The sequence below is a fragment of the Enterobacter sp. BIDMC93 genome (assembly GCF_001037805.1).
In the GTDB taxonomy this organism is placed as follows: Bacteria; Pseudomonadota; Gammaproteobacteria; order Enterobacterales; family Enterobacteriaceae; genus Enterobacter; species Enterobacter hormaechei_C.
The window spans coordinates 321658-347813 of record NZ_KQ089962.1 but is presented as its reverse complement, the minus strand read 5'-3'; the positions used below and the strand labels follow the sequence as shown (position 1 = coordinate 347813).

The 26156-nt window shown below is 54.2% G+C and carries 28 protein-coding genes; 15 read left to right on the top strand and 13 right to left on the bottom strand.

From position 1 onward, the window contains the following. Positions 1 to 4: 4 nt before the first annotated feature. Positions 5 to 697, bottom strand: coding sequence for a fimbrial biogenesis chaperone (locus tag SK58_RS01630; protein WP_015570089.1), 693 nt, complete (start codon positions 695 to 697; stop codon positions 5 to 7). 52 nt (positions 698 to 749) lie between these two features. Further along, complete coding sequence (locus tag SK58_RS01625; protein ID WP_017383657.1) at positions 750 to 1334, bottom strand: fimbrial protein; 585 nt, start codon at positions 1332 to 1334, stop codon at positions 750 to 752. Between the two features lie 374 nt (positions 1335 to 1708). On the opposite strand from SK58_RS01625, the gene SK58_RS01620 reads away from it, so the two are divergent. From SK58_RS01620 to SK58_RS01555, 14 genes are all read left to right on the top strand, one after another. After that, positions 1709 to 2521, top strand: coding sequence for a winged helix-turn-helix domain-containing protein (locus SK58_RS01620; RefSeq protein WP_015570087.1), 813 nt, complete (start codon positions 1709 to 1711; stop codon positions 2519 to 2521). 18 nt (positions 2522 to 2539) lie between these two features. Further along, positions 2540 to 3010 (top strand): hypothetical protein, encoded by a 471-nt coding sequence (locus SK58_RS01615; RefSeq protein WP_017383656.1) that lies wholly within the window; start codon positions 2540 to 2542, stop codon positions 3008 to 3010. Positions 3011 to 3237: 227 nt separating this feature from the next. Continuing rightward, positions 3238 to 3861, top strand: a complete 624-nt coding sequence (locus tag SK58_RS01610; protein ID WP_003860995.1) for a common pilus major fimbrillin subunit EcpA — start codon at positions 3238 to 3240, stop codon at positions 3859 to 3861. A gap of 45 nt (positions 3862 to 3906) precedes the next feature. Further along, on the top strand, positions 3907 to 4584 hold the full coding sequence (locus SK58_RS01605) for an EcpB family pilus assembly chaperone (protein WP_015570085.1): 678 nt from the start codon (positions 3907 to 3909) through the stop codon (positions 4582 to 4584). Between the two features lie 6 nt (positions 4585 to 4590). After that, entirely contained in the window at positions 4591 to 7185 is a 2595-nt protein-coding gene (locus SK58_RS01600; RefSeq protein WP_048219280.1) for a CS1-pili formation C-terminal domain-containing protein, read from the top strand. Further along, the gene (locus tag SK58_RS01595; RefSeq protein WP_023302845.1) at positions 7163 to 8761 is read left to right on the top strand and encodes a hypothetical protein; all 1599 of its coding nucleotides are present in this window, start codon (positions 7163 to 7165) and stop codon (positions 8759 to 8761) included. The genes SK58_RS01600 and SK58_RS01595 overlap by 23 nt, the downstream gene beginning before the upstream one ends. 6 nt (positions 8762 to 8767) lie before the next feature. Further along, positions 8768 to 9421, top strand: coding sequence for a hypothetical protein (locus SK58_RS01590; protein WP_006812468.1), 654 nt, complete (start codon positions 8768 to 8770; stop codon positions 9419 to 9421). 73 nt (positions 9422 to 9494) lie between these two features. Next, positions 9495 to 9689, top strand: coding sequence for a hypothetical protein (locus tag SK58_RS01585; RefSeq protein ID WP_013094846.1), 195 nt, complete (start codon positions 9495 to 9497; stop codon positions 9687 to 9689). 23 nt (positions 9690 to 9712) lie between these two features. After that, the gene (locus tag SK58_RS01580) at positions 9713 to 9898 is read left to right on the top strand and encodes a hypothetical protein (protein WP_001196016.1); all 186 of its coding nucleotides are present in this window, start codon (positions 9713 to 9715) and stop codon (positions 9896 to 9898) included. 67 nt (positions 9899 to 9965) lie between these two features. Beyond that, positions 9966 to 12062 (top strand): peptidase domain-containing ABC transporter, encoded by a 2097-nt coding sequence (locus SK58_RS01575; protein ID WP_045339833.1) that lies wholly within the window; start codon positions 9966 to 9968, stop codon positions 12060 to 12062. Further along, positions 12059 to 12808, top strand: coding sequence for a hypothetical protein (locus SK58_RS01570; RefSeq protein WP_048219278.1), 750 nt, complete (start codon positions 12059 to 12061; stop codon positions 12806 to 12808). The genes SK58_RS01575 and SK58_RS01570 overlap by 4 nt, the downstream gene beginning before the upstream one ends. A gap of 6 nt (positions 12809 to 12814) precedes the next feature. Beyond that, the gene (locus SK58_RS01565; protein WP_017693988.1) at positions 12815 to 14065 is read left to right on the top strand and encodes an HlyD family secretion protein; all 1251 of its coding nucleotides are present in this window, start codon (positions 12815 to 12817) and stop codon (positions 14063 to 14065) included. 123 nt (positions 14066 to 14188) lie between these two features. Further along, positions 14189 to 14641, top strand: a complete 453-nt coding sequence (locus SK58_RS01560) for an STM2901 family protein (protein ID WP_032646726.1) — start codon at positions 14189 to 14191, stop codon at positions 14639 to 14641. Further along, entirely contained in the window at positions 14641 to 14958 is a 318-nt protein-coding gene (locus SK58_RS01555) for a DUF1493 family protein (RefSeq protein ID WP_048219274.1), read from the top strand. Before SK58_RS01560 ends, SK58_RS01555 begins: the two co-directional genes overlap by 1 nt. A gap of 24 nt (positions 14959 to 14982) precedes the next feature. On the opposite strand, the gene SK58_RS01550 is transcribed toward SK58_RS01555, so the two are convergent. From SK58_RS01550 to SK58_RS01530, 5 genes are all read right to left on the bottom strand, one after another. Then, the gene (locus SK58_RS01550) at positions 14983 to 15465 is read right to left on the bottom strand and encodes an Hcp family type VI secretion system effector (RefSeq protein WP_023298995.1); all 483 of its coding nucleotides are present in this window, start codon (positions 15463 to 15465) and stop codon (positions 14983 to 14985) included. A 262-nt stretch (positions 15466 to 15727) separates the two neighbouring features. Then, on the bottom strand, positions 15728 to 16816 hold the full coding sequence (locus SK58_RS01545; protein WP_023302851.1) for an AAA family ATPase: 1089 nt from the start codon (positions 16814 to 16816) through the stop codon (positions 15728 to 15730). 146 nt (positions 16817 to 16962) lie between these two features. After that, on the bottom strand, positions 16963 to 17922 hold the full coding sequence (locus SK58_RS01540) for a YbgA family protein (protein ID WP_048219272.1): 960 nt from the start codon (positions 17920 to 17922) through the stop codon (positions 16963 to 16965). A 102-nt stretch (positions 17923 to 18024) separates the two neighbouring features. Next, positions 18025 to 18435 carry a hydroxyisourate hydrolase gene (uraH, locus tag SK58_RS01535; RefSeq protein ID WP_017383647.1) on the bottom strand — a complete coding sequence of 137 codons (411 nt, stop codon included), beginning with the start codon at positions 18433 to 18435 and terminating at the stop codon, positions 18025 to 18027. A 99-nt stretch (positions 18436 to 18534) separates the two neighbouring features. Continuing rightward, complete coding sequence (locus tag SK58_RS01530) at positions 18535 to 19260, bottom strand: MerR family transcriptional regulator (RefSeq protein ID WP_032103799.1); 726 nt, start codon at positions 19258 to 19260, stop codon at positions 18535 to 18537. 117 nt (positions 19261 to 19377) lie between these two features. Between SK58_RS01530 and SK58_RS01525 the strand changes: the two genes are divergently transcribed. Then, complete coding sequence (locus SK58_RS01525) at positions 19378 to 19902, top strand: lipocalin family protein (RefSeq protein WP_015570073.1); 525 nt, start codon at positions 19378 to 19380, stop codon at positions 19900 to 19902. A gap of 1 nt (position 19903) precedes the next feature. Here the strand turns inward: SK58_RS01525 and SK58_RS01520 are convergent, their stop codons facing one another. The 6 genes from SK58_RS01520 to SK58_RS01495 are packed head-to-tail and all read right to left on the bottom strand — an operon-like array spanning position 19904 to position 25939. Continuing rightward, the gene (locus SK58_RS01520; RefSeq protein ID WP_017383645.1) at positions 19904 to 20911 is read right to left on the bottom strand and encodes a fimbrial protein; all 1008 of its coding nucleotides are present in this window, start codon (positions 20909 to 20911) and stop codon (positions 19904 to 19906) included. Beyond that, a complete protein-coding gene (locus SK58_RS01515) occupies positions 20911 to 21429 on the bottom strand; it encodes a fimbrial protein (protein ID WP_015570071.1) in 519 nt (172 codons plus the stop codon). Before SK58_RS01515 ends, SK58_RS01520 begins: the two co-directional genes overlap by 1 nt. Next, positions 21420 to 23945 (bottom strand): fimbria/pilus outer membrane usher protein, encoded by a 2526-nt coding sequence (locus tag SK58_RS01510; RefSeq protein WP_048219269.1) that lies wholly within the window; start codon positions 23943 to 23945, stop codon positions 21420 to 21422. Before SK58_RS01510 ends, SK58_RS01515 begins: the two co-directional genes overlap by 10 nt. A 23-nt stretch (positions 23946 to 23968) precedes the next feature. Further along, positions 23969 to 24646: a fimbrial biogenesis chaperone gene (locus SK58_RS01505; protein ID WP_032104018.1), complete on the bottom strand. Its 678-nt coding sequence runs from the start codon at positions 24644 to 24646 to the stop codon at positions 23969 to 23971. Positions 24647 to 24699: 53 nt separating this feature from the next. Then, positions 24700 to 25284, bottom strand: a complete 585-nt coding sequence (locus SK58_RS01500) for a fimbrial protein (protein ID WP_015570069.1) — start codon at positions 25282 to 25284, stop codon at positions 24700 to 24702. Between the two features lie 52 nt (positions 25285 to 25336). Beyond that, positions 25337 to 25939, bottom strand: a complete 603-nt coding sequence (locus SK58_RS01495; protein WP_015570068.1) for a helix-turn-helix domain-containing protein — start codon at positions 25937 to 25939, stop codon at positions 25337 to 25339. Positions 25940 to 26156: the final 217 nt, after the last annotated feature.

Below are 26156 nucleotides of genomic sequence, written 5' to 3'. Positions count from 1 at the left end.
CCGATCACTGACTGGTGAAAGTCCGGGTTTTATACGCGCCAAGATCGTCCACATACATCAGCTGGAAGGTCTGTCCGCGCTTAACCGTATTTTTGGCGGCGACCGTCAGCTGCCCAAACGGGGAAACCATCGGGGACTCCTGGAGCAATTTCGTTTTACCCAGCGAAATATTGGCGACCGTAATATGGAACGGACTGTTATTTGTAATGCGAAAGCGATCGCCGTCGGCGGCGAGCGTCAGTTTCGCCACCGCGTCATCCAGCGTGCCTTTCAGCGCAGCGGGCCGATAAAAAAGTTTGATACGGGATTTAATCGCCAGCTGAACAGTATTCTGGTTTTGCAGATTTTCAGGTCTGGGCGGAATGTCGAGGACATTCAGGAAAAAGACGGATTCGCGATCCGCAGGCAAGCTGGACGGCAGCTTTTTAATACGAAGCTGTTGACCATTATGTTCGTTAACCTTTATCACCGGCGGCGACAACAGAAACGGCACATTGGCTGTTTCCGGCGTGGAATTAATATCACCGTCATCTATCCAGGATTGTACCAGAGCCGGCGCATCGCCCGTATTCATTAACTGGACGATCACCTCTTTGTTATTTTCAGGATAAAGGACACGGGTGCCATTAATGACAATATTGGCCCATGAGTGACCCGTGCTTAGCAGTAAGCCTGCCAGCAAAATTGCCTTGCGCATGATTGCAACCTTAAATACAGGCTCTGCGAAAACAGAGCCTGAATAATCACTATTACAGGTAGGAAATGGTATACGTTACGTTGGAGCTTAACTCGCCCACGGTGGCGGCAGCGGCGTTTGTTTTATAGTAATAAACGTCCAGCGTCAGCGTTTCGGAATCTGGCGCGGTCGCTGTACCCATAATATTTGTCGTGTAAGGCTGGTTCAGGGTAATAGGCGTAGACGAACCTGGCTCCACTAACGCAAAGCCGACATTACGTGCCACGCTGGCATCGCTTTCGTTCACGCTGTTATTCAGCAGGTATTTACCGTCAGTGGAAATATTATCCGCGCTGGAGAAATAAACTTTCAGCGGGGTACCGGTCGTTCCGGCTGCTGGTGAGCAACCAGAGAATGTCAGCGCAATAGATTTTTTATTTCGGGTGATCAGGCCAACCGTGGTGCCCGCATCTTTTACCGAAATAGGGGAAAGCGCAACGGTAAAGTCCGCGCTTTTACCGCCGTTAATGGTACAGGTTGTATCGGTAATAGCGCCGGTAAAGTTAATGATACCACCCGCCGAATTGTCTGCGGCCACTGCGCTGGTAGAGGCAATAGCGGCGGCCAGCAGTGATACGGTCATGATCGATTTGAACATGATAAACTCCATGAAGATTTGTGTTATTTAAAATGAATGTTAATCGGCTACACATGTCCCTGATGTACCGGCTAGACGCATGGCGACTCGGGAGAATGCTTTGACGATATTATGTTGCACTAAAAAAGTACATAACAAAACATTATTCCAACAACTTCTAAAGTTTAAGATTATAATCTTGTCAGTATGTTTTTTTTAATGTTTTAACCTAAATGCGTTAGTTCGAAGATTTTTATTAATGCTTTAATAATCGTTAATTAATGAAGCTTTATGAATTCATCTCTCAATTAATATCACGCGACTTGACCACACAAACTTTAGACTTATTATTGCCTGGCAAATGCACAAAAATTTAACAATGGCGTAATAATAATATGAAGTATCTCATTGATCTTACAATGCTTTATGAAGTCGACACCGGTATGATCATGATTAATGGAGAGGAAGAGTCATCCATTAAGTTATCTAACCAGGCGGGTCGTCTGCTTTATGAACTTATCATCAATAATGGTAAAACACTCGACAGAGACGACCTGATAAAGAAGGTCTGGGAGGATCATGGTTTCTCTGGTTCTTCGGTGAGTCTGAATGTTGCCATAAGTGAAATCAGAAAAGCATTTCGTACATTAGGATGCGACCCTTTACTGATAAAAACGATACGTGGCAAGGGATTTAGCCTTGCCGCGCATATTGAACACCACACGGTCAGGCCGCCGGTTATTTCAACGCTTAGCGAAGAATCTGCCTCTGAAGCATTCGATACGCTAGCGCATAAGAAAGATGCCGATCCGCCTAAACAAATAATATCGCTGCACAGACTCTTTATTTCTCTCTGCACGTTATTACTAATTATTGTTACCGGCACCGCTGTTTTACTATTGCACCAGCGGGATTCCTATGCCGAGAGCCTGAAAGATTCTGATATGCATCTGCTCGGTAAAGTGGACAGGTGTACGATATACCTGATCGATAAGAATATGTATCAGCCGCGACAGCACTACTTTAATCACGTAAAAGAGGTCATCGCCAGTCAACATATCGACTGTCAACATCAGGTTGCAGATGCTTACTATTCCAGGTTTAAAAAGTCGCAGATAGAAAATTATTTCCTGGCCATCTGTTATCAGCAGGACAGTATCGACGATTATAAGAACTGCATTTCTTACAGAAGCCTGACCGGGAGTTAAAATATGTCACGGACTAAAATGAGTGTACTGTTCAGTATCGTACTGGCGCTGTCTGTCATCGCGTTGTTATGGGTCTATTTTACCAGAACGCAGGATGAGGGGTTTGGCTGCCAGTCAGATACCATTTCCTGGAAAACCTATTCCACGGGTGAGTCAACCGATATGTCGCTAACCACGCTTTTCCTGTTTAACAACAAAGATGTTGTGACGGTTATTCATAAAGGCGTACTCAAGAAAGAGGGCAAAAGCTACCTGATTGACAGAAATTACACGCTCAGCGTGGAAAAAGTCGACGGCAGCAATATCTTTTATATTAAGGATAAAAAGCTGAATAAATCTGAAGATGATGCGGCGCCGGATGGCGTTGTAAACGAAATGTTACTTGATAATATCAACTTCTTCTATATTACCAGCGTAAAAAAACATGCGTGGTTAATTAAGGGGCTGGTGTTGCCTGTAATGATGTGTGTGGCTGTCCCGACGTCCTGATATTTCTCTTTATTGAAAAATCGATATTTATCTATTACTCGGGAAATTGAGTAATTTACTCAATACGTAACAATAAGATACGAGAAATTTATTTATATTTTTATTGTTGCTCTCCGTCGAGTGAATTTTTCTGTATTGCCTCGTTATTTTGCGGCTGTCTATACTCCGCCTCGAAAAAGGGGCTCCCCTTTTTATACACGTGGATTCTTTTTTGAAGGACTAAATAAATGAACAAACTGAACGCTATCGTTCTGGGCTCCCTGCTGTCTGTTTCTGCCCTGAGCGCAGTTAATGCAGCTGAAACGACGGCTTCTGCCACCTGGCAGGCAACCGCGACCAAAGACAGCGAATCCGATCTGGTTGTTACGCCAACGCGTGCTTTGAACTTCGTTTACAGCGCCAATACCAAATCTTTCAACACCGATACCGGTCTGTTTGATGTGGCTATCCGTGGCGATCACTCTACGGCGACCAGCTTCAAACTCGAAGCTATCCTCGACGATTCAAACAACACGCTGTTCAGCGTGGGTGGTGAAGCGACCAAGCTGAAAGTGGGTGCGCGTTGGGGCGGTAACGACCTGGGCTCTATCGGTGGCACCGTGGGGGCGAAATCGACCGCATGGACCACGCTGGTTGATTCTTCTTCTAACACCGGCGTCTCTTCTGGCCTGTGGAACCTGACCACCAGCGCAGGCGCGGCGGCAGATACCGAAATTACCGGCCAGGACAAATTCGTCTTCTACGTTGACTCCGCTCAGGACAACGCGGGTACTGCGAAAGAGTTCAAAGACCTGACCAACAGCCTGTGGGAAGGGACCGTGTCTGTTGCGTTCCGCGCAACCTGGGGCTAAGGCCTGATCGATCCAGGGGCGCAAGCCCCTGTTTAGGGAAATAGCATGTTTAACCTCAAATCCACCTTCTTATTTTTATTATTTATCTCTTCCTCCGCGCTGGCCATTAATGTGGGAAAAGTCACCACCATTATTTCTGCGGATGCTGACTCCACCGCCAAGGAAATAAAAAACGAAGCAGACAGCGTGCGTATTGTTTCTGTTCGCGCACAGCGGATCAGCAGCCCAATGGATGAAGGGATCGTCATTAATCCGGAGAAAGTGGACGAACTGTTGCTGACGCCCACGCGCATGGTGATGCCCGCCGGTACCAGCAATATCGTCAAATTTTACTATCACGGGAACGCCGATAACAAAGAGCGTTACTACCGCATTACCTTCACGGATGAAGGGGTAAGCGAAGAGGTGGACAGCGGTTCGCCAAAAAACGGCACCGGGATGACGCGTGCGGTGGTGAGCACCATTCTGGTGGTTCAGCCCCGGGATAAGAAGATTGATTTCGTCTATGTGGCGGGAAAAATAACCAATAAAGGGAACACCTCGTTTCGCGTCAATGCGACCGGGACCTGCCTGAAGCCGAATCCGGAATCCCCCGGCACGCCGTGTAGCAAAAACTTCTACCTGATGCCAGAGACCTCGCGCGCTATCGAGGATATCAACGTTACGGATAACCATTTTCATCTCGGAATATGGGACCTGAAACAGTTCATTCCTGTTAAGTAAGGATGCATGGTGAAAAATAAATTAGTGTTGCCGGTGATGATGGCTTGCGCATCCGGCACGCTGCCCGCGCTTGCGCATGCAGCCTCAAGCTCCGTGGTTATCGCTAATTACCGTTTTCCCGACTCGCTTTATGCACTGCTGGAGCAGGGGATCAAAATTCCCGTCTATCTGGTGAATACGCGTCCACACTCAGCACAACAAGGGAACCACGAAGGCACGGCGAGCGAATATGTTCGTATCGGTGACGTGACGCTCTTTGCAAAAGATCTGAAGCTGGGGCTGAGGGATGTTCAGGTCCAGGAGTCTGATAACGGCATTCGTCTGTCAAAAGAGATGCGGGCGTTACTGCAAAGCATTAACGATAAGCAGTTTGATGACCAGATGCGTATTCCGGTTAGCGCGGGTTCGGCGTTCGAACTGGATCAGAAAAAAATGCGCCTGTTGCTGAATCTGTCGCAGAGCGACTACGGGGTGAATATTCGCCCGCGTGAGGTGGACATTGATGCGCCGGAGTCTGACGACCTGAGCGGCACGTTCTCCTACAACCTCGGAGCGTATCACACCGAGAGCGGCTACGGTGACAGCTGGTCGTCGGGCTATCTGAACGCGAGAAACTGGATCTCAATGGGCGTCGATCATGTGCTGATCGACGGCTCTGGCTACGTCAACGAGAACAGCAGCGATACCCAGATGAACGCGGTTATGTGGGAGCGCGACTATCAGGGGATGCGCTACGCCGCGGGCATGCTGAACGGCTGGGCGATGCAGTCTCTGGCGAGCGTCAGCGGGATTTCCGGCGGTGAAGTCTACGGCGTTTCCATGGGCAACCAGGCCAACTCCCGCAAGCGCGATAACACGCTCTCTCTGACGCCGGTGGTGGTCTATTTTCCCACGGCGGGCGAGGCCCGTATTCGTCGTGACGGGCAGCTTATCGGCATTCAGCGCTTTGACGTCGGCAACCATGAAATTGACACCAGCAGCCTGCCCTACGGGATCTACAGCGTCGAAGTTGAAGTGGTGAGCGGAAGCCGCACCGTGTCGCGCAGCATGTACACCGTAAATAAACCGTTCTCCAGCAACGTGTCGGAAACGCTACGCTGGCAGATGTGGGGCGGGATGTATAGCCGCGATAAATCCGTCGTCAATTATAAAAAATACGCGAAACGCAAAAACGAGCAGGATAACACCTACTACTACGATTACGACACCAAACATAAAGACACCATGTCGCTGGTGGGAGCCTCGTTCAGCAAGCGCAGCGGGATGGTCGACTGGAACGCCTCTACCTACATGATGCGGGAACACATCGTCAGCGAGCTGTGGGCCTCCCTGAACCTGACGGGCTATTTCTCGGTGAATACCCAGACCATGGCCGCCTCCGACGGAACGTATCGCGCCAACTATGGGGCGAATCTCAGCCTGCCGTGGCAGATCGGCTCGGTGTGGTACTCCCATGAACAGCTCTCCAGCGGCAAGTTCCTGGATATCTATGAGAGCAAGGGCAACACCTGGGGCGCCTCCTTTAGCCTGCCGTCATTCGGCCTGCCCTCGGCAGGCAACCTGAGCCTGATGCGTCAGGAAGACGACCTCTATCGCTATAAACGCTATCAGCTGGACTACTCCCAGGGGTTATACGCCGGTCGCTACGGTACGGCGCGCCTGCGGGTGGGGATGTCGCGCAACAAATACGACGGGTATTACGAAGAGAAAGATCGTTACGTAATGCTCGATTTCGCCATACCGCTCGGCAATACCGTGTCGGTTGGCGTTTCCCACAATCGCGATACCGGCACGGCGCTGAACGTCAGCGCCAGCCGCCAGTTTGAGGGCGATTACCTGAAATCGGCTACCGCCAACGTCTCGAAAGCGTTTAACAGCCGCCAGGATCGCAGCGTAAGCGGCGGCGGCAGCGTGAACTTCGACACGCCGTGGAACAGCAACATCCTCAGCGTCCAGAGCGGCATGAGTAAAGGCTGGAACTCCACGCTGACCAGTGACGGCAGCGTGGGCTGGTCCAAAGAGGCCATCGCCGCCGGGAAAGGTACCGAAAGCGCAGGGGTGATTGTCAGTACCGGTCTCAAATCTGATGAAGCCCTGACCCTGAAGCTTAACGGCCGGGCGGAACGCATCAAAGGGGATAAAACCTGGCTGTCGCTGCCGGCATACCAGGCTTATGACCTGGAAGTGATGAACAGTGAAACCGGTACGGAAAGCTATGAGATTGGCGCGAATGCGCTTCGCCATATCACGGTTTATCCGGGTAATACCGTGGTGATGAAGCCGCAGGTGAAGAAAATCGTCACCCTGTTTGGTCGTCTTGTGGATGCAAACGGGGCCCCGGTTGGCGCCATGCAGATCAAAAACCATGTCGGGCTGACCCGGACGGAAAACGACGGACGCTTCGTGATCGACGTTGATAAGAACAACCCTGTCCTGAGTATCGCCACGCCGGACGACAGCGTCTGCGAAGTGCGCCTGGACATCGAGTCTAACCGCGGTGCGCTGTGGCTCGGGGACATCTCCTGCGACAAAGGCGATTTTGTCTGGCAGGAAGCAAAAGGAACGCAGGAACGTGACGATGAAAAAGATATTCGCTCTTAATTTACTGCTGATGAGCGCGGCGGCCCAGGCGCAGGAGCTGCCCTATTTCGCCATTAATAACCCGGACAATAACGGTACGGGAAACAGCGCGGGGCTGTTTAGTCTGAACAGCACGTCGACCGCGTTTTTACACGGTTCGCGCGAGTGGCCGACCCTGAGTGCGAAAACGAATAACGGTATCGCCACTTACATCCCGGACAACAGCTACAGCGGTCCGGCAGGCAGCGCGCTGACCATCGACTTTTCGGTGACTGGTTCCAGCGCCTCTCCGTTCTTCAAAGGGACGGCGTGTTCCTCGTCCTGCGGCAACACGGGGTACACCCCGACGACCAGCTATACCGACACGTCGATGGTGGTTAAGCCGCCGGTGATGGAGCCCGGCACGTCATACGGGCGCTGGGTACTGGGCGATCCGTTCTTTAACTATCTGCTCAACGCCGCGCCAGGGGATGAAGTGACCATCACCTCCACGCCGCAAATCAGCTCCATCAACAAAGTGACCACCACCAATACGCTTCACAAGGTGGGCACGCTGACCATGACCAACGCCAGGGCGCTTAACCTGGGGATTGACCCGATCAGCGGTGAGGTGACGATTGTCGATGGATCAACGGGGGCCACCTGCACCAAATACACCCGCAACACGGTCTCTGGCGTCCTGTGCGACCTGCTCGAATACACGTTTGTTGGGGAGGATATCTCCGGTTACAACGGGGGGCTGGCGCTCACCTCTTCCCGCGTCAACAGCGTGCTGCAATCGCACATGAGCGGCGGCACCGGGCTTGCCGCCGAGCTGACCTTCGATGAAAACACCTGGTACAGTATCTCCGGCGGTATCCTGAGCGATACGCGTGTCCTGGCGAACACCTTCCTTGCAGCGCCGCAGAAAAACGGCGGCAAAGCGTCCCTTAAAATCTTTTTGCCGAAAGCGTTAATTCTGAGCGTGGCGCAGGCGGGGGACGGCAGCAACATTGGCAATATCGTCAGCCTGTGTCTGACGCCCGGCAACAGCTCGCTGGCGGCGGATTTCTGCTTCCAGCCGGGGGGCGGCCTGGTGATTAACCCTATCGAGCCCGGGCTGGAGATTGTGCCAGACAACCCGGATTACACCCTCGATCCTGACGGTCTGGGCGGCTCCGGGAAAGGCATTATCGGCGAAGCGCCCATTGAGATCCCCTACACCATCACCTACAGCGGGGCGCAAAAAGATGCGGCGATTGCGGTCACGGTAAAAGTCACCGGGCCTACCCAAAGCCTGAATGGGGTGGACTACTGCGCCTTTAGCGGCAACGGTTTCACGGTTCCCATTCCGGGCAACGTGCTGGTGGGGAAAAGCCAGACGCTGATGGCGCACAACTGTAAAGGCGAAGTACTGTCGATCCCGGCGCCGGCCACCCATGCGGAAGAGTGGGACAAAATGAGTTCCGGCGTGACCGATATGTGGCTCTGGAAAACACCGCTGATCCTCCAGTTCGTTATGGATAATCCGGTATCGAAAACCACCTATGACGGAAATAGCTGGTTTGGCGAAGTGACCGCGCAGGGAAGAATAGATGTTAGCGCATCCTGGAATTAATCAACCATGACTGGAAAATTCCTGGCTATTTTTGCAATAAATTGCTTCATTTCCACAGGGGCAAATGCTTTAATTATCGAAAGTCTGAATATTGATTTTCTTCCCGAAAGAGAAGTTGTTTTTCAGCCGATAAAAAACGATACCAGCGAGCGTCAGAATTATACCGTTTCGCTTATTCAGGTAGACGTTCCTAAAGAGAAGGGAAAAGAAACCGAAATAAAAGACGGCGAAGTCATGTATTCGCCTAAGCAATTAACGCTGGGGAGCGGTGAACGCGCGGGTTTTAAATTTTATTATACCGGCCCGCATGACAACAAAGAGCGATACTATCGCGTAAAATTCACCGAGACGCCGCTCCAGGCAAAGGTTATCACGCGCAAAGGCCAGCGCATCCAGTCGGATGTGGTGGTCTCGCTTGAGGCTATTTTGATTGTCCGTCCATGGACACGACATTTTGATTATGCGTTTAGCAACGGGGTGGTGAGTAATACCGGGAATACCTATTTTAAATATGTTTCCTCGGTCGGGTGCAGTACGCAATACAACAATTCAAAATATATTCCGCCGGGGCAACGGCTGGAAATAGATAATGCCGGGCAGGCTGCAAGGCGGATGATTATTTATGGCAATAAAATCATTCCGCTTACCACCTGCCCGTAGCAACCGCTTTCCTTCATAAAAGGAAATTAGCCTTTAGCATCATGCTAAAGATCCATCACTACAGGAGATAAAAATGAAAGCGATTTCATTCGTAGAAGCGAAAGACATTATCGGTGGCGCGTTAAACCCGTTCGCTGGTCTGGTTAAAGGTGCACAGCTGGGTTACGACACCGGCGCAAGCATCATGGGCATGGTTGGCGGTGTGGTTGGCGGAATTCTGGGTGGCGCAATGGGCTTCCTGGGTGCGCTGGTTGGTAGCTACAACTAATTCACGTTAACAGGAAAAGACTCATGCAAGTTATCGATTTCAAAAAAGCACAGGCCATCATCGGTGGTTGGGATCCGTTTGCTGCCGCTATTCAGGGCGCAAGCGCGGGCTATAACGCGGGCAGCCAGATGTTAGGCGCGCTGGGCGGCACCATCGGCGGCGTGTTCGGCCTGGTGGGCGGCTTCATCGGCGGTTTCTTCAGCGCCTAAGCGAGAAGCACGTTGTACGCATGGCCCGCATTGCCGGGCCATTTTTTTATTTCAGCCACGGATCATTATGTTTTCGCTCTTTCAGTATAAAAAACAGGGTAAGACCCCTGTTATTCGCCAGCATGAATTTACCGAATGTGGACTGGCCTGCCTGGCGATGGTGTTGGGGCACTACGACCACCATGTCTCCGTCAGCCAGCTGCGCCGGGAGATTTCCGTTTCCGCCGATGCGGGAACCTCAATGGCGGAATTGATGACCCTTGCCAGCGATAAAAATATGTCTGGCCGGGTGCTTAAAGGCGAAATCACTGAAATAGAAACGTCTGAGCTGCCGCTCATCGCCTTCTGGCGCGGCAACCATTTCGTGGTCATCGTGAAGATCGACAGCCGCAGCGTGACCGTTCACGACCCCGCCAGCGGCGTGCGTCGTTACCGTCTGAAAGAGGCGGAAAAACTCTTTTCCGGCTATGTTCTTGAGCTTAAGCCCACGCCGTGCTTCAAAAAGAAATCCCCGGATGAAAAGCTCACGCTTGGCCGGTTAGCCAATAAATCCCCGAGCCTGTTCCAGCGCCAGCTGCTGCTGTTTGTGCTCTGTATTTTTACCCTCATCACCATGCTGGCAAGCCCCACCTACGTGCAGCTGATTATGGATGAGGCCATTTCCCGCAGCGACAGCGATCTGGTGATCCTGCTCACCGCGATCTTCGCTATTGTCTTTATCTTTGAAGTCATCGGTAAATTCCTCAAGCAGCTGCTTGAGATCCTGATGCGTAACATTGCCTATGACGATTTAAGCCAGTCCGTGCGCCACTACATGCTGCGCACCCAGACCAGCTGGTTCCGCTCGCGCCCGCCGGGCATCGTGCTGGCCATTGAAAAATCGCTCCACGCCTGCGCGGAGTTCATCAGCAATGGTTACGTGCAAATTCTCTTTTCCAGCCTGATCGCCGTCACCAGCCTGCTGTTTATGCTGCTGTATAACGTCAAAATTGCGCTGCTGACGATGCTGCTGATGGGCGTGTTTTTCCTGATCCGCTTTTCGCTGATCGGCCCCTATCAACGCGCGGTGGATGACTCCATCGAGCGCACCGCCCAGTATGAATCCCTGCTGGTGGAGACGCAGAAAGGGATCATTACGCTCAAAGCGAACAATATGGAGCAGGCCCGGGATGCGGTGATGGACAAATCACAGCGTGAGCACATCGCCGGGCTGATGCGTAAAGAGCGGCTGCTGGCCCGCTTTGACGTGGCTTCGCTGCTGGTGATCAATGCCGAGCAGCTGCTGGTGGTCTGCTTTGGCGCGTGGCTGATCCTGGAAGGGCAGATGAGCATCGGGATGCTTTACGCCTATATCAGCTATAAGCGCTATTTTTCCGATGCCATGGTGCAGGTGGCGCAGAAGCTGCTGGACAAAAATGCCCTCAAGGGGCCGCTGGATCGCGTGGGCGACCTGCTGTTTGCCCCCTCTGAAACCAGCCAGTTTGGGAAGCGGATTGTCACCTCGCCGGTCTGTCTGCAATTTGAGGATGTCTCATTTGCCTATCCTGGCCGGGAGGCCACGCTACAGCATATCAATATGACCCTGAAGCAGGGCGAAGAAGCGGTGATTGTGGGCCAGAGCGGGTCGGGAAAAACCACGCTGCTGCGTCTGATCTCCGGCATGCTGCTGGCATCGTCTGGCACGCTGCGGATCAATAAGATCCCCATTGAGGAGTGCGATCTTTCCTCGCTGCGTCAGCACATCCGCATCGTCCATGCGGACGATATTCTCTTCACCGGCTCGATTCTGGACAACATCGCCTGCTTTGACAGCGCACCGGATAAAGAGCAGGTCATTGCCGCGTGTCGGCTGGCGGAGGTGGACCACGTCGTCGCCAGGCTGCCGCACGGCTACGAAACGGAGATGCTGCCGGGGAACACCTTTTTCTCTGCCGGGGAGATGCAGCGTCTGGTTCTGGCGCGCGCCCTGTACAGCCAGCCTAAGCTTCTGCTCTGTGACGAAGTGACGGCGAACCTGGATAAAACGACCGCGCAGAAAGTGCTGGCGAACCTGCGTAGCCTGGGGATTGGCCTGGTGTTTGTTACCCACTCGCCGGACGTGGTGGGCTGTCAGGGGCGTCTCTATACCATGGAAAACGGCACCCTGCGGGAGAGTGAGCAATGATGTTTCTGCCGCGTCTCTATGCGCGACTCTGCGCGCGCCAGGCCGGGCGCACGCTGCTGGCAAACCGGATCACGCAAAACTACAGCCAGTTTATGCGCTGCCCGGAGGCCGATGTCCCGGCTGATTTTCTGCATCAGAACGCCCATGAGCTGAGCGGGTTTAACTTCGTGGAGCAGATCTTCCCGCCCGCGCTTTGGGCGCGCAACGTCCGCTTCGATCTGCACGCGTACGTGGCGCAGTGGACGCAGGAGCAGGCGTTTTACAGTTCATCTCGCACCCTGCTTCTGGGAATGCGCTGGGCGGGCTTTGGTCTGATCGTGGATGCGCTGCTCGCCACCGCGCCAGCCGATGTGCGCTTTCAGTTTATTACCCGTCACCCTGCGCTGCATAAGCTGATGGCCGCGCACGAAGGCCGACGCGCCAGCTCGTTTTTTGCCCCTCACCGCCTGGTGACGGTGCTGCTGGTGGACGAACGCCTGCCGGATGCGCCGCTGTTCTCCACCCAGGCTGGGGATCAAAAGGCGTGGTTAACGGACGTCTCAACGCGGTTTTTATCCCGCTATGGCTACAGCGTCCGAACGCTGCTGCCGATCTGTTCGCTGCATGCGGTGGAGTTTGGGCTGGAGAGTCAGGCGTATGCGCCAGAGGATTATCGTCAGGCCGCCGCCGACACGCTGAACGCGCTGCGCAAAACCCCCACGCTCTGGAGTGCATGGGACGATCTTTCAGTGATTTATCATGGATGACATATCGTGAAATTAAAAAACCGAAGCCGACAGCGGCGGGCGCTGATCCCGCATCATTTCTCAAAAAGCTATCACATCAACGCGCCACGGCTGAAAGCCGTGCTGACCTTGTTCATCACCTTTTTTCTCTGCCTGCTGGTCTTTGCGATTGTCTTTAACTTTTCGGAAACCACGCTGGCACGCGGGGTGCTGATCCCGGCGCAGGGCGATGTGGAAGTCCGCGCCAGAGAGTCCGGTACGCTTGTGGATTTTGCCGTACGGCCGGGCCAGTACGTGAAGGAAAACGATCCGCTGTTCACCGTGTCACAGGACTATGGCGGCAAGCAGGGCTCGGTGGTGCAGTTTGACCGCCAGCAGATGGAAGCGGAGAAGAAGCGCAGCGAGCAGCGCATCCAGGCCATTGAGGACTCGATTGCGTCGTATCGCAAAAATCTGGCGCAGCAGCTGGCTCTCACCGACAAGCAGATCGCCGTTTCCCGCGATAAGGTGAAGAAGCTGCGCGCGTTGTTAAAAAACAGCACCGACACCTACGAGGCGTGGAAATCCGTCTCCGGGAAGGGCTATGTCTCCAAAGTGGATCTCGATAAAAGCCACAACGATGTGCTCAATGCGCAGCTCAACCTGACGCTGGAGGAGAGCACTATTCTTGAGCTTGAGGCACGAAAAACCAGCCTGACCGACAGCACCCAGTCGCAAATTGACTCTCTGAGCGAAGAGCAGCTGTATGTGAAAAACCGTATCAGCGAAATTGACCGCAACCTGTCCAGCCGGGGAAGTTCCACCATGGCGATGCTGGCACCTTCCGACGGTTACGTGGTGGCGATTAACTTCCCGCCTGGCCGGGCCATTACGCAAAATAGCGAGGTGGTGGTGGTGATCCGTAAAAATACCGCGGCGACGATGGAGGGGTACCTGTATGTTCCGGCAACGGGGGTGGGGCGCGTGGCGAAAGGCGATAAGGTCAAGCTGCGCTTCGACTCCTGGCCCGTAGACAAATACGGTTCCGTGGAGGCGACGTTGTCCGATTTCTATGAGGTAAACATTGATGCCCATTCGGCGCTGATCCCGCTCCAGGAGGGGCAGAACTACTACCTGGCTAAAGTGCGCGTCCCCTCCTGGTTTACCGACCCGGACAAGAAAAAGCGCATGCTGATGGGCGGAATGACGGTGAACGCCGATATCGTTATCGATCGTAAGCCGCTTATCAATCTGCTGATTGCGCCGCTGGAAAGGGTGCGCAAGCGGTTTATCGATTGACCCGATTTCATTTTAAAGCATTTATGCAGGCACTTTTCTGAATTTAATCAAAGTGGTATTGCCTTGTTATCCTTAATAAAGATAAGGGTTTAACCTTTATCTCTTTAATTAATGGATTATGCTATGGACACAGTAGAGGAATCTGGCGGGACGTATTTCTATCACGGGAATGCGAACGTAACCCCACAGGAGCTATTTTTGCTGATATTCGCTGAGGGTCTGGCGAACCATCTGGGCGTAACTGTGGAGACTGCTGCAACAATCCTGGCGGGGCAGCCTATATTACCCAAGCGTAAGGTATTGGGTGCGTCCGGTTCGCGTACAAGTATCGCGTCTAAGGTAGCGCGTCGCATTTTAAAGGGGGTCCACTTTCCTGAAGGCATGAGAGTGGAGACGATCATCGGTATGGGTAAAACCAGACAGACAAATAAGGTTGGGGCCGTCGTGGGAAGAGCAGTTCCCTTTGTTGGCTATGCCCAGGCGGTAATTATCTTTGCCCTAGTTGCCAGAGAAACCAGAAACAAGTACAACCTCATTGCCCGACCGAAAGATCGGATTGCCTGGACTTATTTCTAATGTTGTTGCCGGATGAGCAAGAGTTTTTAGATTACATCACTGAAAATTACAGTGAACGTAAGCGTCCTGCCCTTAAGGAATGGACCTTCCAGGAGCATTTTAACCTCTTCCCTGAAGATCTGGAGGAGATGCTGCTCGACCTATTCAACCGGTATGAAATTGAGCACAGCAACTTTGTCATGGATAACTACTTTGAGCCCGAGCTTTTTTGGTACCAGTTTGGGCTTAGAAAGAAGTTTCGAGATCGTCAGTACAAGCCGCTAACGCTCGAAATGATTATTGAGTCTGCCAAAGCGGGGCGCTGGTTGTATGATTAAGGGGCTAAGCGCCCCTTGTGCGTTCTATGCTGACTGGCGTTCGTTCCATGCATCGCTGAAGATAATGTTCCCGTCGTTATGCTTCCAGGTAATCTTCTCGTAACGCAGTTCGACCGTTTCCATATGGTTTTCGTTAGGGTTATCCCCTGGTGCCATTGCTGGTGAAATCGAAACTATTCGCACGCCTTCAAGCAGCATGTTGAAGTATTCCTCTTCCTGTCCAGAGTAGTTGATCCGATACCATTTTATTTCTGCTGACACCAGGCTTTGACCTGTCGCAACTGCTTTATAAAGATATGGGCTAGAGCAGTCGAATTCTTTAATGATCAGCATAGGGGAATGCATACGTGTACCGGTTATTTTGCCGGTTGCGTTATCTGTTGGGATCATGAGGTTGTGGTGGAACCCTTTTACCTCAATGCTGCACTCTCTGTGCTGAACATCAACTCCGCCTTTGATTAATGCTCCGCCGTCGTCCTTAAGCCATAAGTATGCTGGTATAGACATTTCTCTATTTCCTTATTTTGTTGAATAACGTCATTATTGTGCTTTAAAACCCCATACCTATCCTTTCCATCAAGTATGTCAATACGCTCCAGCGTATGTCCGCTATACGCATGGAAAGGTGAAACCAGATCATGTTTACACCCAATCGATGTCCTTTTAAGACATTGACCAGGCAAATTTTAACCAAAATAAGGAGTTAACTTATTACGCTTCCAGAAAAGATAAAAAGCGGTTCTCTCAGCACTACCGGTGAGGATGGCAATTACCCCAGCCTCTCCATCCTCGTCTCCCCCTCCGCCATCGACAGCTGATACAGCGAAAACGATCGGTGCTTCTCAATCAAATGCGCCAGCTCCGGCGAGTGGCTGGTGAGCCAGATCTGCGAATAGCGGCTGGCCTCGGCAATGAGGCTTGCCAGGGCGGGCAGCATCTGCGGATGCAGGCTGTTTTCCGGTTCGTTGAGGGCGATGAATGCGGGAGGGCGCGGGCTTAACAGCGCCACCGCCAGGCACAAAAAACGCAGCGTGCCGTCGGAGAACTCTGCCGGTTCCAGCGGTCTGCTCAGCCCCTCGCGCTGCATCATCATGCGGAAGCGCCCGCCGGTGTTGTCGCTGTAAAACACGCAGCCGGGGAAGGCCTGGTCGAGAATGCGCATCAGCAGCAGCTCGTCGCCAATTTCGACAATGGTCTGAAACGCGGCGGTCAGGTTCGCGCCGTCGCTGGCCAGCACCGGGGAACGAAAGCCCACCTGCGGGGCACGGATCGCCGAGCCGGATGAGACGGAAAACTCGTGATAAAATCGCCAGTTACGCAGGGACTCGCGCATCTGCGACACTTCGGGGTAGAGGTGCGGTTCACCGAGCTGACCGAACACCGACTCGTTCTCATACAGCGTACCGCTGTGGGTCACTTTTTCGTGATGCACGTTGTTCAGGAATACCGCCTGATTCTTACGCTTCATCAGCTGTGACGACGGGCGACGGTGCTGTCCGCCGAGCCAGATAGATTCCTCTTTGATCACCGGATCGAGCTGAAACTGTGAGGGGTAGGGCAGCTTTTCCACGAACCCGACCTGAAGCTCATATTCATAGGTTTCCGTTTCCACCGCCAGGTTCATGCGTCGCAGCTGGTCGCTGCGGGTTTTGCCCGCCCAGAACACTTTCAAAATTCCCCCCTCGTTCGCCAGCGCCTGGGAGAATTGCCCCTGCGCCGCGCTGTGCATCAGATAAATCGCTTTATAAATATTGGATTTTCCGGTGCCGTTGGGGCCGAACACGATATTGAGCTGTTCCAGCTCAAGCGACATATCGCGAATTGAGCGGTAGTTCTGAATATGCAAATTTTTGATCATCGGGGTACTCCGCTGCGCACGCTTAACCTGTACAGAATTACAGTATTTTACGCTGAGCGCAAAAAAAAGACGACAGTGAGGGTGTCGTCTAAACGGGGTACTGCTTTGGGCCTCTGTGGGTCAACAGGGCCTTCGCTTCTTTCTTATCAGGTAACGGCCAGACGCAGACCCAAATCATCAGGATAGGGATCAAAGTAGTTTTGCGTCATCAGATACCGGTCAGGGTATTCAGCCAGATAATGCTTCAGCAGCGTCAGCGGCGCGAGGATCGGCAGCAGCCCGTCCCGGTAATGCAGGATCACATCCCGCAGTTCTCCACGCTGGCGGCTGTTCAGCTGGTTACGGAAATAGCCCTGAATGTGCATCAGCACGTTAGTGTGATTCTTCCGCGAAGCGGGTTTTTTCAGAATGGTCATCAGCTTGTCGCGATAGGCCACGAAAAACGCGTCCAGATCGTCCCACTCGTGCAGTGATGCCACGAACGGGCCAATTTCACGGTAGCCTGCCTGATGGTGCGCCAGAAGCTGAAGCTTATAGCGGCTGTGAAAGTCCAGCAGGGCACGGCGCGTCAGGCCATTTTTACGCATTACGTTCAGTTCGTGGAGAGCGAAAACGCGCTCAACAAAGTTTTCCCGTAGTACCGGATCGTGCAGGCGACCGTCTTCTTCGACGGGCAGCCAGGGGAAAGTTTCAAGGAGGGCGGCGGTGAACAGCCCGACACCCTCCTTGCGGCCCCGGTTGCCGTTTTCGTCGTACAGCCGCACGCGCTCCATGCCGCAGCTGGGGGATTTTGCACAGACGATAAAACCCGCCAGATCGCCGATTTTCGGCAGATAACCTGCCGTAAATGCGGCCATCTTCTGCGTGACGTCATCGTGCGGCGCTTTGCTGAACCGCATTTCTGTCTCGCCGCCGGTGGTCATCACCAGACGCAGCGCCGGACGAGGCGTGGGCAGGCCGATAGCCATTTCAGGGCATACCGGACGGAAAGCGACCCACTGCGCCAGCTCATCCATCACAAAGCCCATACGCTTATGCCCGCCGTCAAAGCGAACGGCGGAACCGGTCAAACATCCGCTAATACCCAGCACAGGTTTTGTTGTCATGGTGTGCACCTCCCGATCTCATACCTAAAAGTTACACAACAATGCGTATTTGTCCAAGTATTGGCGGGATTATTTTTAAATCGTCTTTAAAATCAAGAGCAATCAGCTGCCCTTGTAGGTTGAGTAACCGTACTGGCTGAGCAGAAGCGGGATGTGCAGTTTTTCATTGGTGCGGGTGACGGTGAACAGCACCGGCACTTCCGGGAAGAAGGAGTCCAGCTTTTTACCGTGGAAGTAATCGGCGGTTTTGAAGGTCACTTTATACACGCCAGGCGCCATATCCTGATCCTGCGGATAGAGCGATTTGATGCGCCCGTCGTGGTCGGTTTTACCGCTGGCAATCGGGGTCCACTTGTCCTGCTCCTGCTTCTCCAGCGTGACGGCCACATCCGCTGGCGGCATACCGGTTTGCTGGTCCAGAACGTGGACGCTCAGGGTGCCTGCCGGGGCGCTGAACGCGGCAGGCGCGAAAGCCATTGTAGCCAGCATCATCAGAGGGAGTGTCTTTTTCATCGTGTTTTCCTGTTGAGTTGTCGGTGACAGGAAAACGTTAGCACTCGCTGTGCGAAAAAATATTCAACTTTTCGTGAAGATTGCCTCAGCAGAAAATAATCAGAGGATAATCACCTCAAGGGAAACCTGCTGCTGCCACTGCGCAACCTGCTTTTTCCGCACGGCGGTAAGTTTACCGCTGGTGACCAGCAGCCATTTGCGGTCCGGGAAAATTTCCGGGGCCAGCGCGGCAGGGGGAACCGGCAGTATGTCGATGCGGTGGCCCTGGCCGGTGCGCGTCAGAGCTTCAAGCCAGATCTCACAGGGGTCGTTCAGATGCCAGCCGCTGATGAGGATGTTATCGCCCGGCGCTTTTTTATCGCCCTCAAGGCAAAACGAGGTATAGGCGATGAGGATGCCGTCGAGGATCTCACGCAGCGTCATGGCGGCGGCGACGTTGGCCGATATCTGGCTGCGCAACGGACGCAGCACGTTAGTGACCAGCTCTGGCCTTGGGTATTCGCGTCCGGCGTCGTAAATCATCTGACGCAGGGACTCAATTTTCCCCTCCTGCAACTTTTGCAGCATGGCCTGTTGCAGGGTTTGCCAGTTATTGGCGCGGCGCGGCGCAGGGCGTTCCAGCAGTGATTTTACCTGACCGATGGGTACGCCTTTTTTTACCCAGTCGAGGATTTTCAGCGCCTGCTGAACGTCCTCATCGCTGTACAGGCGGTGACCGCCGTCCGTACGCTCGGGTTTGAGCAAGCCATAGCGTCGCTGCCACGCCCGCAGCGTGGTGGCGGTGATGCCGCTGAGTCTGGCGAATTCGCCGATGGAGTAAGCCATGTCTGCATCCGAAGAGAAGGAGTTGTCTCAATATACTACGAATATTCCACGACGGGATGAAGCGCCGCACGGGTGCGCTACACTTAACGTCCAACCGCGTAAATGAAAGGAGTTCTCATGAGGCTATGGCCTGTCGTTACCGGTGTCGCCATTGCGCTGACGCTGGTTGCCTGTAAATCTCCCACGCCGCCGAAAGGCGTGCAGCCCATTACCGGCTTTGATGCCAGCCGCTATCTCGGCAAATGGTATGAAGTCGCCCGACTGGAAAATCGCTTCGAGCGCGGTCTGGAACAGGTCACCGCGACGTACGGCAAGCGTAGCGATGGCGGTATCAGCGTACTGAACCGCGGCTACGATCCGGTGAAGAAAAAATGGAATGAGAGCGAAGGAAAGGCGTACTTTACCGGCGAACCGACCACGGCTGCGCTGAAGGTATCGTTCTTCGGCCCGTTTTACGGCGGCTATAACGTGATCAAGCTGGATGATAAGTACCAGTACGCGCTGGTCAGCGGCCCGAACCGCGACTATCTGTGGATTTTATCGCGCACCCCGACCATTCCGGATGCGGTAAAACAGGACTACCTGAACACCGCACGCGAGCTGGGCTTCCGGGTCGATCAGCTGGTGTGGGTGAAGCACTAACCTACTGATACGAAAAGGTGATGCTTGCCAGGGCGTTGGCCGAGCCGGGGACCAGTTCACCGGTTCGGATGTACTGCGCCTGGAACGGCAGGGACAGCGTTTGTGCCGAGCTGGTGGTCTGGATGAAAAACTGTCCCGTCGTACCTGCGGACGAGCTGTCCGGCCCCATCATAAGCGGCCCGGTACCGTTATAGAAAAACTGTACGCCAATGCCGGAGGCCGTGGAGTCCCCGGTCAGCGTCACGACCGACGAGGTATTTGACGGTGTGGTCTGATCGGTCATCACTGCGTTAACCGCCACGTTCTCATCGCAGGTCAGGCTGACGTTAAACTCCCCCGACGGCGAGGTGCTGCCTACGCTGGGCAGCGTGTGAATATCAATGGTGCCCAGGTCGACGTTGGCGCTTTTCGTGCCTACCGTGCAGCCGCTTGCCGTCACCGTGATGGTGGTGGGGTTGATGATCACCTGCGCGGTTTTCACTTCGTTGTTATAGGCCGTCAGGATCGCCGCGTTAATGGTCGGGGTCTGGTATACGCCGGATTTCAGCGGAACGCCGGTCTTGATAAACGTCACTTTTGCCGACCAGCCCAGTGCGGTGGCGTAACCGTTAGTCCCATCGGCCGGATAGCTCTGCGTAATGCCCGTCTGCATCGGGACATAGGTGGTGCCGTTATAATCTTTAAGCCCAAGAATGAAGCCGATGCCGGGCACGCCCGTTTCAAATACCATGTAATTTGCGCCATCAAGAATAACCGTGATGCCGGTGGCGGTTATACTGCTGCTCGGCTCCAGCGTCCCTTTGGAGCAGGTAAATACCAGGCCGCACCAGAACACTTCCGAGACGCTCGCAGAGGCGCTCCATTCAGAGCCAATTGTCTTTCCAGGCACGATAGAGTCTGCCGGGCCGGACCACGACATGGGCGTTGGCGAAAGGGTGATATCCGATGTCCAGGAGAGGGCAAGTGCCTGAGAGGACATGAAAAACAGGGCTAAAAACAGTAAACGCATTATTGATACTCCGTCGTCCAGGTTGCCACTGCCGAAACGTCTCCGGCATTGACCGGCGCACCCGTGGCGGCCAGTCGCGCATAGAAGGTCATTTTTACGCTGTCATCCCCCGCCGCGCCGTAAGCAGCGGTTTGGGTGTCCAGCGGGATAAGTACGCTGTCTTTATCCAGAATCTGCACCGCCACGCCGGTCGCGCCGCCGTCAGCGACTTTGAGAAGCTGCGGGTTCTCGTCATCCGGCGTACCGCTGAAGCGGATTTTCACGCCAGCAAAGGTGGGGCCGCACGCTTCAAGGGTGAGCGTGAAGGGCGTTTTGATATTGCTGACCGCGCCCGCCTCGCTAAATTGCTTCACGCCGAGGGTGCCCAGCGGCACGTTTTGCTCCTTCGAATCTTCCGAGACAATGCAGGTATTGCCGATCACGTTGCCGGTCACGGAAACCAGCACGTCATAGCCGCGCGCGGGAACGGTGATGAACATCAGCAGGATCAGGGGGAGGAACCGGATGGTTACTGACATATGACCTCCTGGGAATAAAGCCCGGTGCGGGCGTGATAATTCTGCGGGTTCAGCGCATAGCGGATCGTGCAGCGCTGGGCGCTGTCGCGCCCCCATACGGCATGCAAGGTTCCCTCCGCTGACAGGCCGGTCAGATACACGCTGCCGCCGTCGCCGACGATACCGCTGGCTTTGTCATCCTCTGACGAGACCAGCGTGCCGAAGGGGAGCACGTCTTTAGCGTGACGTACGATAAACATCGCTTTTGCCCCCTGACGCGTGGTGAGGGTGGCGCGAACCAGTGCCCCGTCGGTGGGGATTTTATTGGCGATGGCGTTCTCAAGTTCCACGTCATTGCCCACGGTGGTGACATCCAGCGCAACCTGATTAACGCGATACGGCGTGGCGTACGGGATCACCGCATAGCCCCGGCTGTCGGTTTTGATGCCCTTGTGGTTGAGCACGGCGACATGGCTGGCGCCCGGGGCTTTCACCAGAATATTGGTGTTCCCGAGCGGCTGGCTCAGCGTCAGACCATCCTCATGCAGCACCGCACCGCCGCTCATCCCGTAACTGAGGTTGCGGGAGTCACCGGCGTAGCTGTAGCCCAGGTTATAGTCTCCCCACGCGCCCTCGTATTGCAGCGCGGCATCGCCGCCGTAGTGCTGCTGCGCGCTGTAGCGCTGGTTGACGCTATAGAAAAGATTCTCCTGCCCCGGCAGATAACCACTGACACCGGTACTGGCGGTGGTGCCAGCGGGATCCGCATGGGTAGCGGTAAAACGGAGACGGGTCGACAGCGCCGGGTTACCCAGCGGCACCGACAGGGACAACGCGAGGATATTGTCTTTCTTGTTGTCGTACAGGCCAGAGCTACGCTGGGCGCTGATGCCAAGCGACAGGTTACGAAACGTCGCGTTCCACGCGAACTGCAAACTTTGCGTGGTTTTTGACGTATTCCAGTAGGTTTGTTGATCCCAGGACAGCGACAGCGCGCCGTATTCGCCCATCGGCTGCGACAACAGAAGCTGATTTTTTGCCTTACGCGACATATGCAGGTTGTAAACCGTGTCGTAGTGAGTGGTGACGGTGCCATCGTCTTCCACGGTCTGTTTTGGCGCTCCGCCCGCCATGCCTTTGTAAGTGGTATCGCTGAGGGTATAAAACCCTGCCGTTGAGTAACGCAGCGAGAAGAAATTGACTCGCGTACCGATATCGTTCAGCAGCTTGCTGTACCGCAGGCGCACCGAATCACCGGTGTAGTGCTGATTATCAGCCAGCTGGCTGCGGGCATGGGTGAGGTCGAGGGAGTAGGCGCCAAAGCGGCCGAGATTCTGCCCGATACCGAAGGCCAGGCCGTTGTAGCGATCGGAAAACTGCGCCCCGCCATAAAACGTGAGGCCGTATCGCCAGCCCAGGAACAGCTCGCCCTGCGCGAAGGAGGGCGAGATCTGATTGCCCGCAGGGCGGTATTTCCCCGCACCCAGAGCATATTTGACCTGACCGTTACGCACCAGATTCGGCACGCTGGCAAAGGGCAGGGTGTATTGCGTCTGGCTACCGTCGCTCTCCTGAATGGTGACCGCGAGATCGCCGCCGGAAGAGGTCGGATAGAGATCTTTCAGCACAAACGCCCCCGGCGGAACGGAGGTTTGATAGATGACGTTACCGTTCTGGCGAACCGTCACCGTGGCATTGCTGCGCGCGATGCCACGCACTTCGGGCGCGTAACCGCTCAGGCTGGCGGGCAACATATTGTCATCGGTCTTCAGGGCAACCCCACGCAGGCCAACGGCGTCAAACACCTGCGATGAGGTGAACGTTTCACCGGCATAAACCTGGGCACGCAGGGCGCGGATATCCCGCTGTAGCCAGGTCTGGACGTGGGTGAGCTCGTTACTCTCTTTGGTCCACGTGGTGAAATCACGCAGCCGCCATGCGCCCAGGTTGGCGCCGCTGTTGAGGCTCACAAACAGCTGTTGTTCCCGCGTGCGCGTCTCGCCCCGGTAGTCATTATTCGCGCCATTGACCACATAGTTCAGCCACGCGGCAGGGATGCCGGACTCCCAGCTCTCCGGGCTGACGTACCCGCGCGGCAGAGCGCGCATCGCGCTTTGCGGTACGGTGAAGTTGAGGGTAAGCGTCCTCTGGTCAAAATCAAACCGGGTATCGGCGAATGACTGGGTTAAAAAAATGCAGCGCTGCGCAGGCGGCAGCTCACCCCCTTTAGCCTGACGGCTGTCGATGCCAAGTGCGGCGAATTGCGCAGGCGTAAGGCACGGCAGGGCTTCACCGGCGGTGTTTTCAGCGACGCGAAACGTGACGTTACCTGTGAACGCGAACTGGGTGTTGATATACACGTTAAGATTGTACTCGCCCGGCGGCAACGCGCTCCCGGCGTTGACCCAGGCGAGATCGGCGCTGTTGGCGCGCTCGCCGTTGAGAAACGCAGGATTAAATTGCAGCTCGCTTTCGGCAGCCACGGCTTGCCGAATCACCAGGGCGATCGCCGTGGCGCACAGGATTTTAATTTTCATGTGGTCACGCCTTACTGTTTTTATTATTGGGACAATGACGTGCGGGTAACGGGCGTCCAGGCGCCATAATCGTTAATCGTCTGGTAGCTTAAGCTGCTCGCATGGCTGAAGGTGTCTGCCAGCGTCACGCTGGATTTCGGCGGCACCATGACGGGCGACACCGGCCTGCCATCAATTTTCACGTTAATGGTGGTGAGGTAATACGGCGTTGGGTTGGTCAGCGTGACCTTGCCCGCGCGGTAGGCGCCGGCAAGGTTTTTCCATGCCTCCCCTGCACCTTCCCTGAGCCGCTCCGGGCGATAAAAGACCTTGATGCGGTTGGCAGAGGCGAATTGCAGCGAATTGCCGGAACCGTTTTTAACCTGCTGTGGGATAGCTTTGACCGTCATCCAGTACAGCGTCTCGCGATCGGCTGGCAGGGCGTCGCCGCTGAACATGATTTTCACCGCGCTTTCGCTGGCGGGCTTCATGACGTACAGCGGCGGCGTGATGACGAAGTCGTTGGTACGACTCCCTTTCTCGTCTTCCATCCAGGACTGGATCAGAAACGTGGCATCAGGGTGGGTATTTCTTACCTGCATCATCGTCTGCGTAGCCGCGCCGGTGTAGATCAGCCGCGTTGCGCCTAACCCCACGCCGCCTGCGTACACGGCGGATGAACATAACGTGCCAGCCAGACAAATCCATGTGTTTACGCGCATAGTGCGTCTCCTGAAAGCTGAGTCAGACCCGGCCAGCAGACCGGGTCTGAAGATTACGAATAGGTCACGGTGTAGGTGGCGACCGCGCTGGCATCACCCGCCGTGGCGTTGCCCAGTGGGGAGTAATATTTCGCGCTGAAGTTCAGGATGTTCGCCCCCGCACGCAGGGGGATCGCTGCTGCCGGCTCACCCAGCCTGACGACGTTGCCCTGTTCGTCATAAAGACGGATAGCGACATGCTGCGCCGAGCCCGCGCCGCCGTTTACTCCAGCGGCCAGGCTATTCACATCGGTACTGTCCGGTGTACCGGTGAAGGTGATAGCCACGGTCGTTGCGGCAATAGGGTTATCTTCCGTGGACGCGGAGGTATCGGCGATTTCGCAATCTTCCAGGGTGATGGAGAAGGCTTTTGCGGTACTGGCTTCACTGCCTGCGGCAGCCAGCGTGGCGGTACGCACTTCACCCATGTCGACGTCGATATTGGCGCTACCGGCGCTGATGGCACAGGCGGAGGTCACCACTTTACCGCTGAAGTTAACCGTGCCGCCGCTGGTGGTGGCGGCCAGTGCTGAGCCCGCTGGCAGCAGGGCGGCAATGCTTAATGCCAGCAGAGAATGGCAAGTAAGGCGTGCTTTCATTTAATAGTTCCTTGATTTTTTTATTACGAGATTTGCTCTGAAAGCGGCAGGTCTAACTGGTTAAAAAGACCAGCAAATCTGTCTTATTCCTGAGCCCGAGTTTCCTTATCGCTGAGCTTTTTAAGGCGCTCACGCGGCGATAAGAAAGTTTCTCCAGTTCTGCGATGTAACGTATATCCAGTCCGTTCCTGAGTTCCTTTAATACCCTCCTTTCTCCAGGCGTCAGCGATAACGCCGCTGGCTGCTTTTGGGGCCGATAATGGCTATCGACCATTTTTGCTAGCTTTATCCGCCACTGATAAACCGTGTTCTGTAGCGAGATATAGGCATCAATATCTTCCCGGACCCATAACAGGGAATGGGCAGAGGTTGAGTACAGGCAGATAATCACTTCAGGCTGCGTGACTTTGATTTTTTTTAAATATTTCAGTGAGTCATACCCTGTATGGTATTTCTCTGCGCCGGATATAAATAAGATATCGATACGAATCGACGACAGCGCCTTATCCAGTTCCTGATAACCTCCTTCGATGATAATGATGTGAAGGTCGTCGCGGATGCTGCTTAATAACGTTTTAATGCCGTTTCTTGCATAATGATCGCCGCCCATCAGTGCAACAGTTATATGCTGTGTTATTTGGCTATTGTTCGTCATGTTATTCCTCGATTTATAATAGTAATCAGGCGAATTATTTATAAGGTTATCGCCAGTATTCTCGAAGCAATGACGTATTGCATACTGTAGGCCTACTATACGTCGGCCAATAAAGAGGTAATCTGAATTAATCTAAAATTGTATTAATTACTAAGATCGAGACCGGTTTCGACGCTTCCCTCTGATTGGTCTTATTCCGCTTCGCTTTCTGTAAATT

Bases quoted from the DNA above. Each gene is read 5' to 3' on its own strand.
- SK58_RS01630 (WP_015570089.1), bottom strand. From the start codon at position 697: ATGCGCAAGGCAATTTTGCTGGCAGGCTTACTGCTAAGCACGGGTCAC.
- SK58_RS01625 (WP_017383657.1), bottom strand. From the start codon at position 1,334: ATGTTCAAATCGATCATGACCGTATCACTGCTGGCCGCCGCTATTGCC.
- SK58_RS01620 (WP_015570087.1), top strand. From the start codon at position 1,709: ATGAAGTATCTCATTGATCTTACAATGCTTTATGAAGTCGACACCGGT.
- SK58_RS01615 (WP_017383656.1), top strand. From the start codon at position 2,540: ATGAGTGTACTGTTCAGTATCGTACTGGCGCTGTCTGTCATCGCGTTG.
- SK58_RS01610 (WP_003860995.1), top strand. From the start codon at position 3,238: ATGAACAAACTGAACGCTATCGTTCTGGGCTCCCTGCTGTCTGTTTCT.
- SK58_RS01605 (WP_015570085.1), top strand. From the start codon at position 3,907: ATGTTTAACCTCAAATCCACCTTCTTATTTTTATTATTTATCTCTTCC.
- SK58_RS01600 (WP_048219280.1), top strand. From the start codon at position 4,591: ATGGTGAAAAATAAATTAGTGTTGCCGGTGATGATGGCTTGCGCATCC.
- SK58_RS01595 (WP_023302845.1), top strand. From the start codon at position 7,163: ATGAAAAAGATATTCGCTCTTAATTTACTGCTGATGAGCGCGGCGGCC.
- SK58_RS01590 (WP_006812468.1), top strand. From the start codon at position 8,768: ATGACTGGAAAATTCCTGGCTATTTTTGCAATAAATTGCTTCATTTCC.
- SK58_RS01585 (WP_013094846.1), top strand. From the start codon at position 9,495: ATGAAAGCGATTTCATTCGTAGAAGCGAAAGACATTATCGGTGGCGCG.
- SK58_RS01580 (WP_001196016.1), top strand. From the start codon at position 9,713: ATGCAAGTTATCGATTTCAAAAAAGCACAGGCCATCATCGGTGGTTGG.
- SK58_RS01575 (WP_045339833.1), top strand. From the start codon at position 9,966: ATGTTTTCGCTCTTTCAGTATAAAAAACAGGGTAAGACCCCTGTTATT.
- SK58_RS01570 (WP_048219278.1), top strand. From the start codon at position 12,059: ATGATGTTTCTGCCGCGTCTCTATGCGCGACTCTGCGCGCGCCAGGCC.
- SK58_RS01560 (WP_032646726.1), top strand. From the start codon at position 14,189: ATGGACACAGTAGAGGAATCTGGCGGGACGTATTTCTATCACGGGAAT.
- SK58_RS01555 (WP_048219274.1), top strand. From the start codon at position 14,641: ATGTTGTTGCCGGATGAGCAAGAGTTTTTAGATTACATCACTGAAAAT.
- SK58_RS01550 (WP_023298995.1), bottom strand. From the start codon at position 15,465: ATGTCTATACCAGCATACTTATGGCTTAAGGACGACGGCGGAGCATTA.
- SK58_RS01545 (WP_023302851.1), bottom strand. From the start codon at position 16,816: ATGATCAAAAATTTGCATATTCAGAACTACCGCTCAATTCGCGATATG.
- SK58_RS01540 (WP_048219272.1), bottom strand. From the start codon at position 17,922: ATGACAACAAAACCTGTGCTGGGTATTAGCGGATGTTTGACCGGTTCC.
- uraH (WP_017383647.1), bottom strand. From the start codon at position 18,435: ATGAAAAAGACACTCCCTCTGATGATGCTGGCTACAATGGCTTTCGCG.
- SK58_RS01530 (WP_032103799.1), bottom strand. From the start codon at position 19,260: ATGGCTTACTCCATCGGCGAATTCGCCAGACTCAGCGGCATCACCGCC.
- SK58_RS01525 (WP_015570073.1), top strand. From the start codon at position 19,378: ATGAGGCTATGGCCTGTCGTTACCGGTGTCGCCATTGCGCTGACGCTG.
- SK58_RS01520 (WP_017383645.1), bottom strand. From the start codon at position 20,911: ATGCGTTTACTGTTTTTAGCCCTGTTTTTCATGTCCTCTCAGGCACTT.
- SK58_RS01515 (WP_015570071.1), bottom strand. From the start codon at position 21,429: ATGTCAGTAACCATCCGGTTCCTCCCCCTGATCCTGCTGATGTTCATC.
- SK58_RS01510 (WP_048219269.1), bottom strand. From the start codon at position 23,945: ATGAAAATTAAAATCCTGTGCGCCACGGCGATCGCCCTGGTGATTCGG.
- SK58_RS01505 (WP_032104018.1), bottom strand. From the start codon at position 24,646: ATGCGCGTAAACACATGGATTTGTCTGGCTGGCACGTTATGTTCATCC.
- SK58_RS01500 (WP_015570069.1), bottom strand. From the start codon at position 25,284: ATGAAAGCACGCCTTACTTGCCATTCTCTGCTGGCATTAAGCATTGCC.
- SK58_RS01495 (WP_015570068.1), bottom strand. From the start codon at position 25,939: ATGACGAACAATAGCCAAATAACACAGCATATAACTGTTGCACTGATG.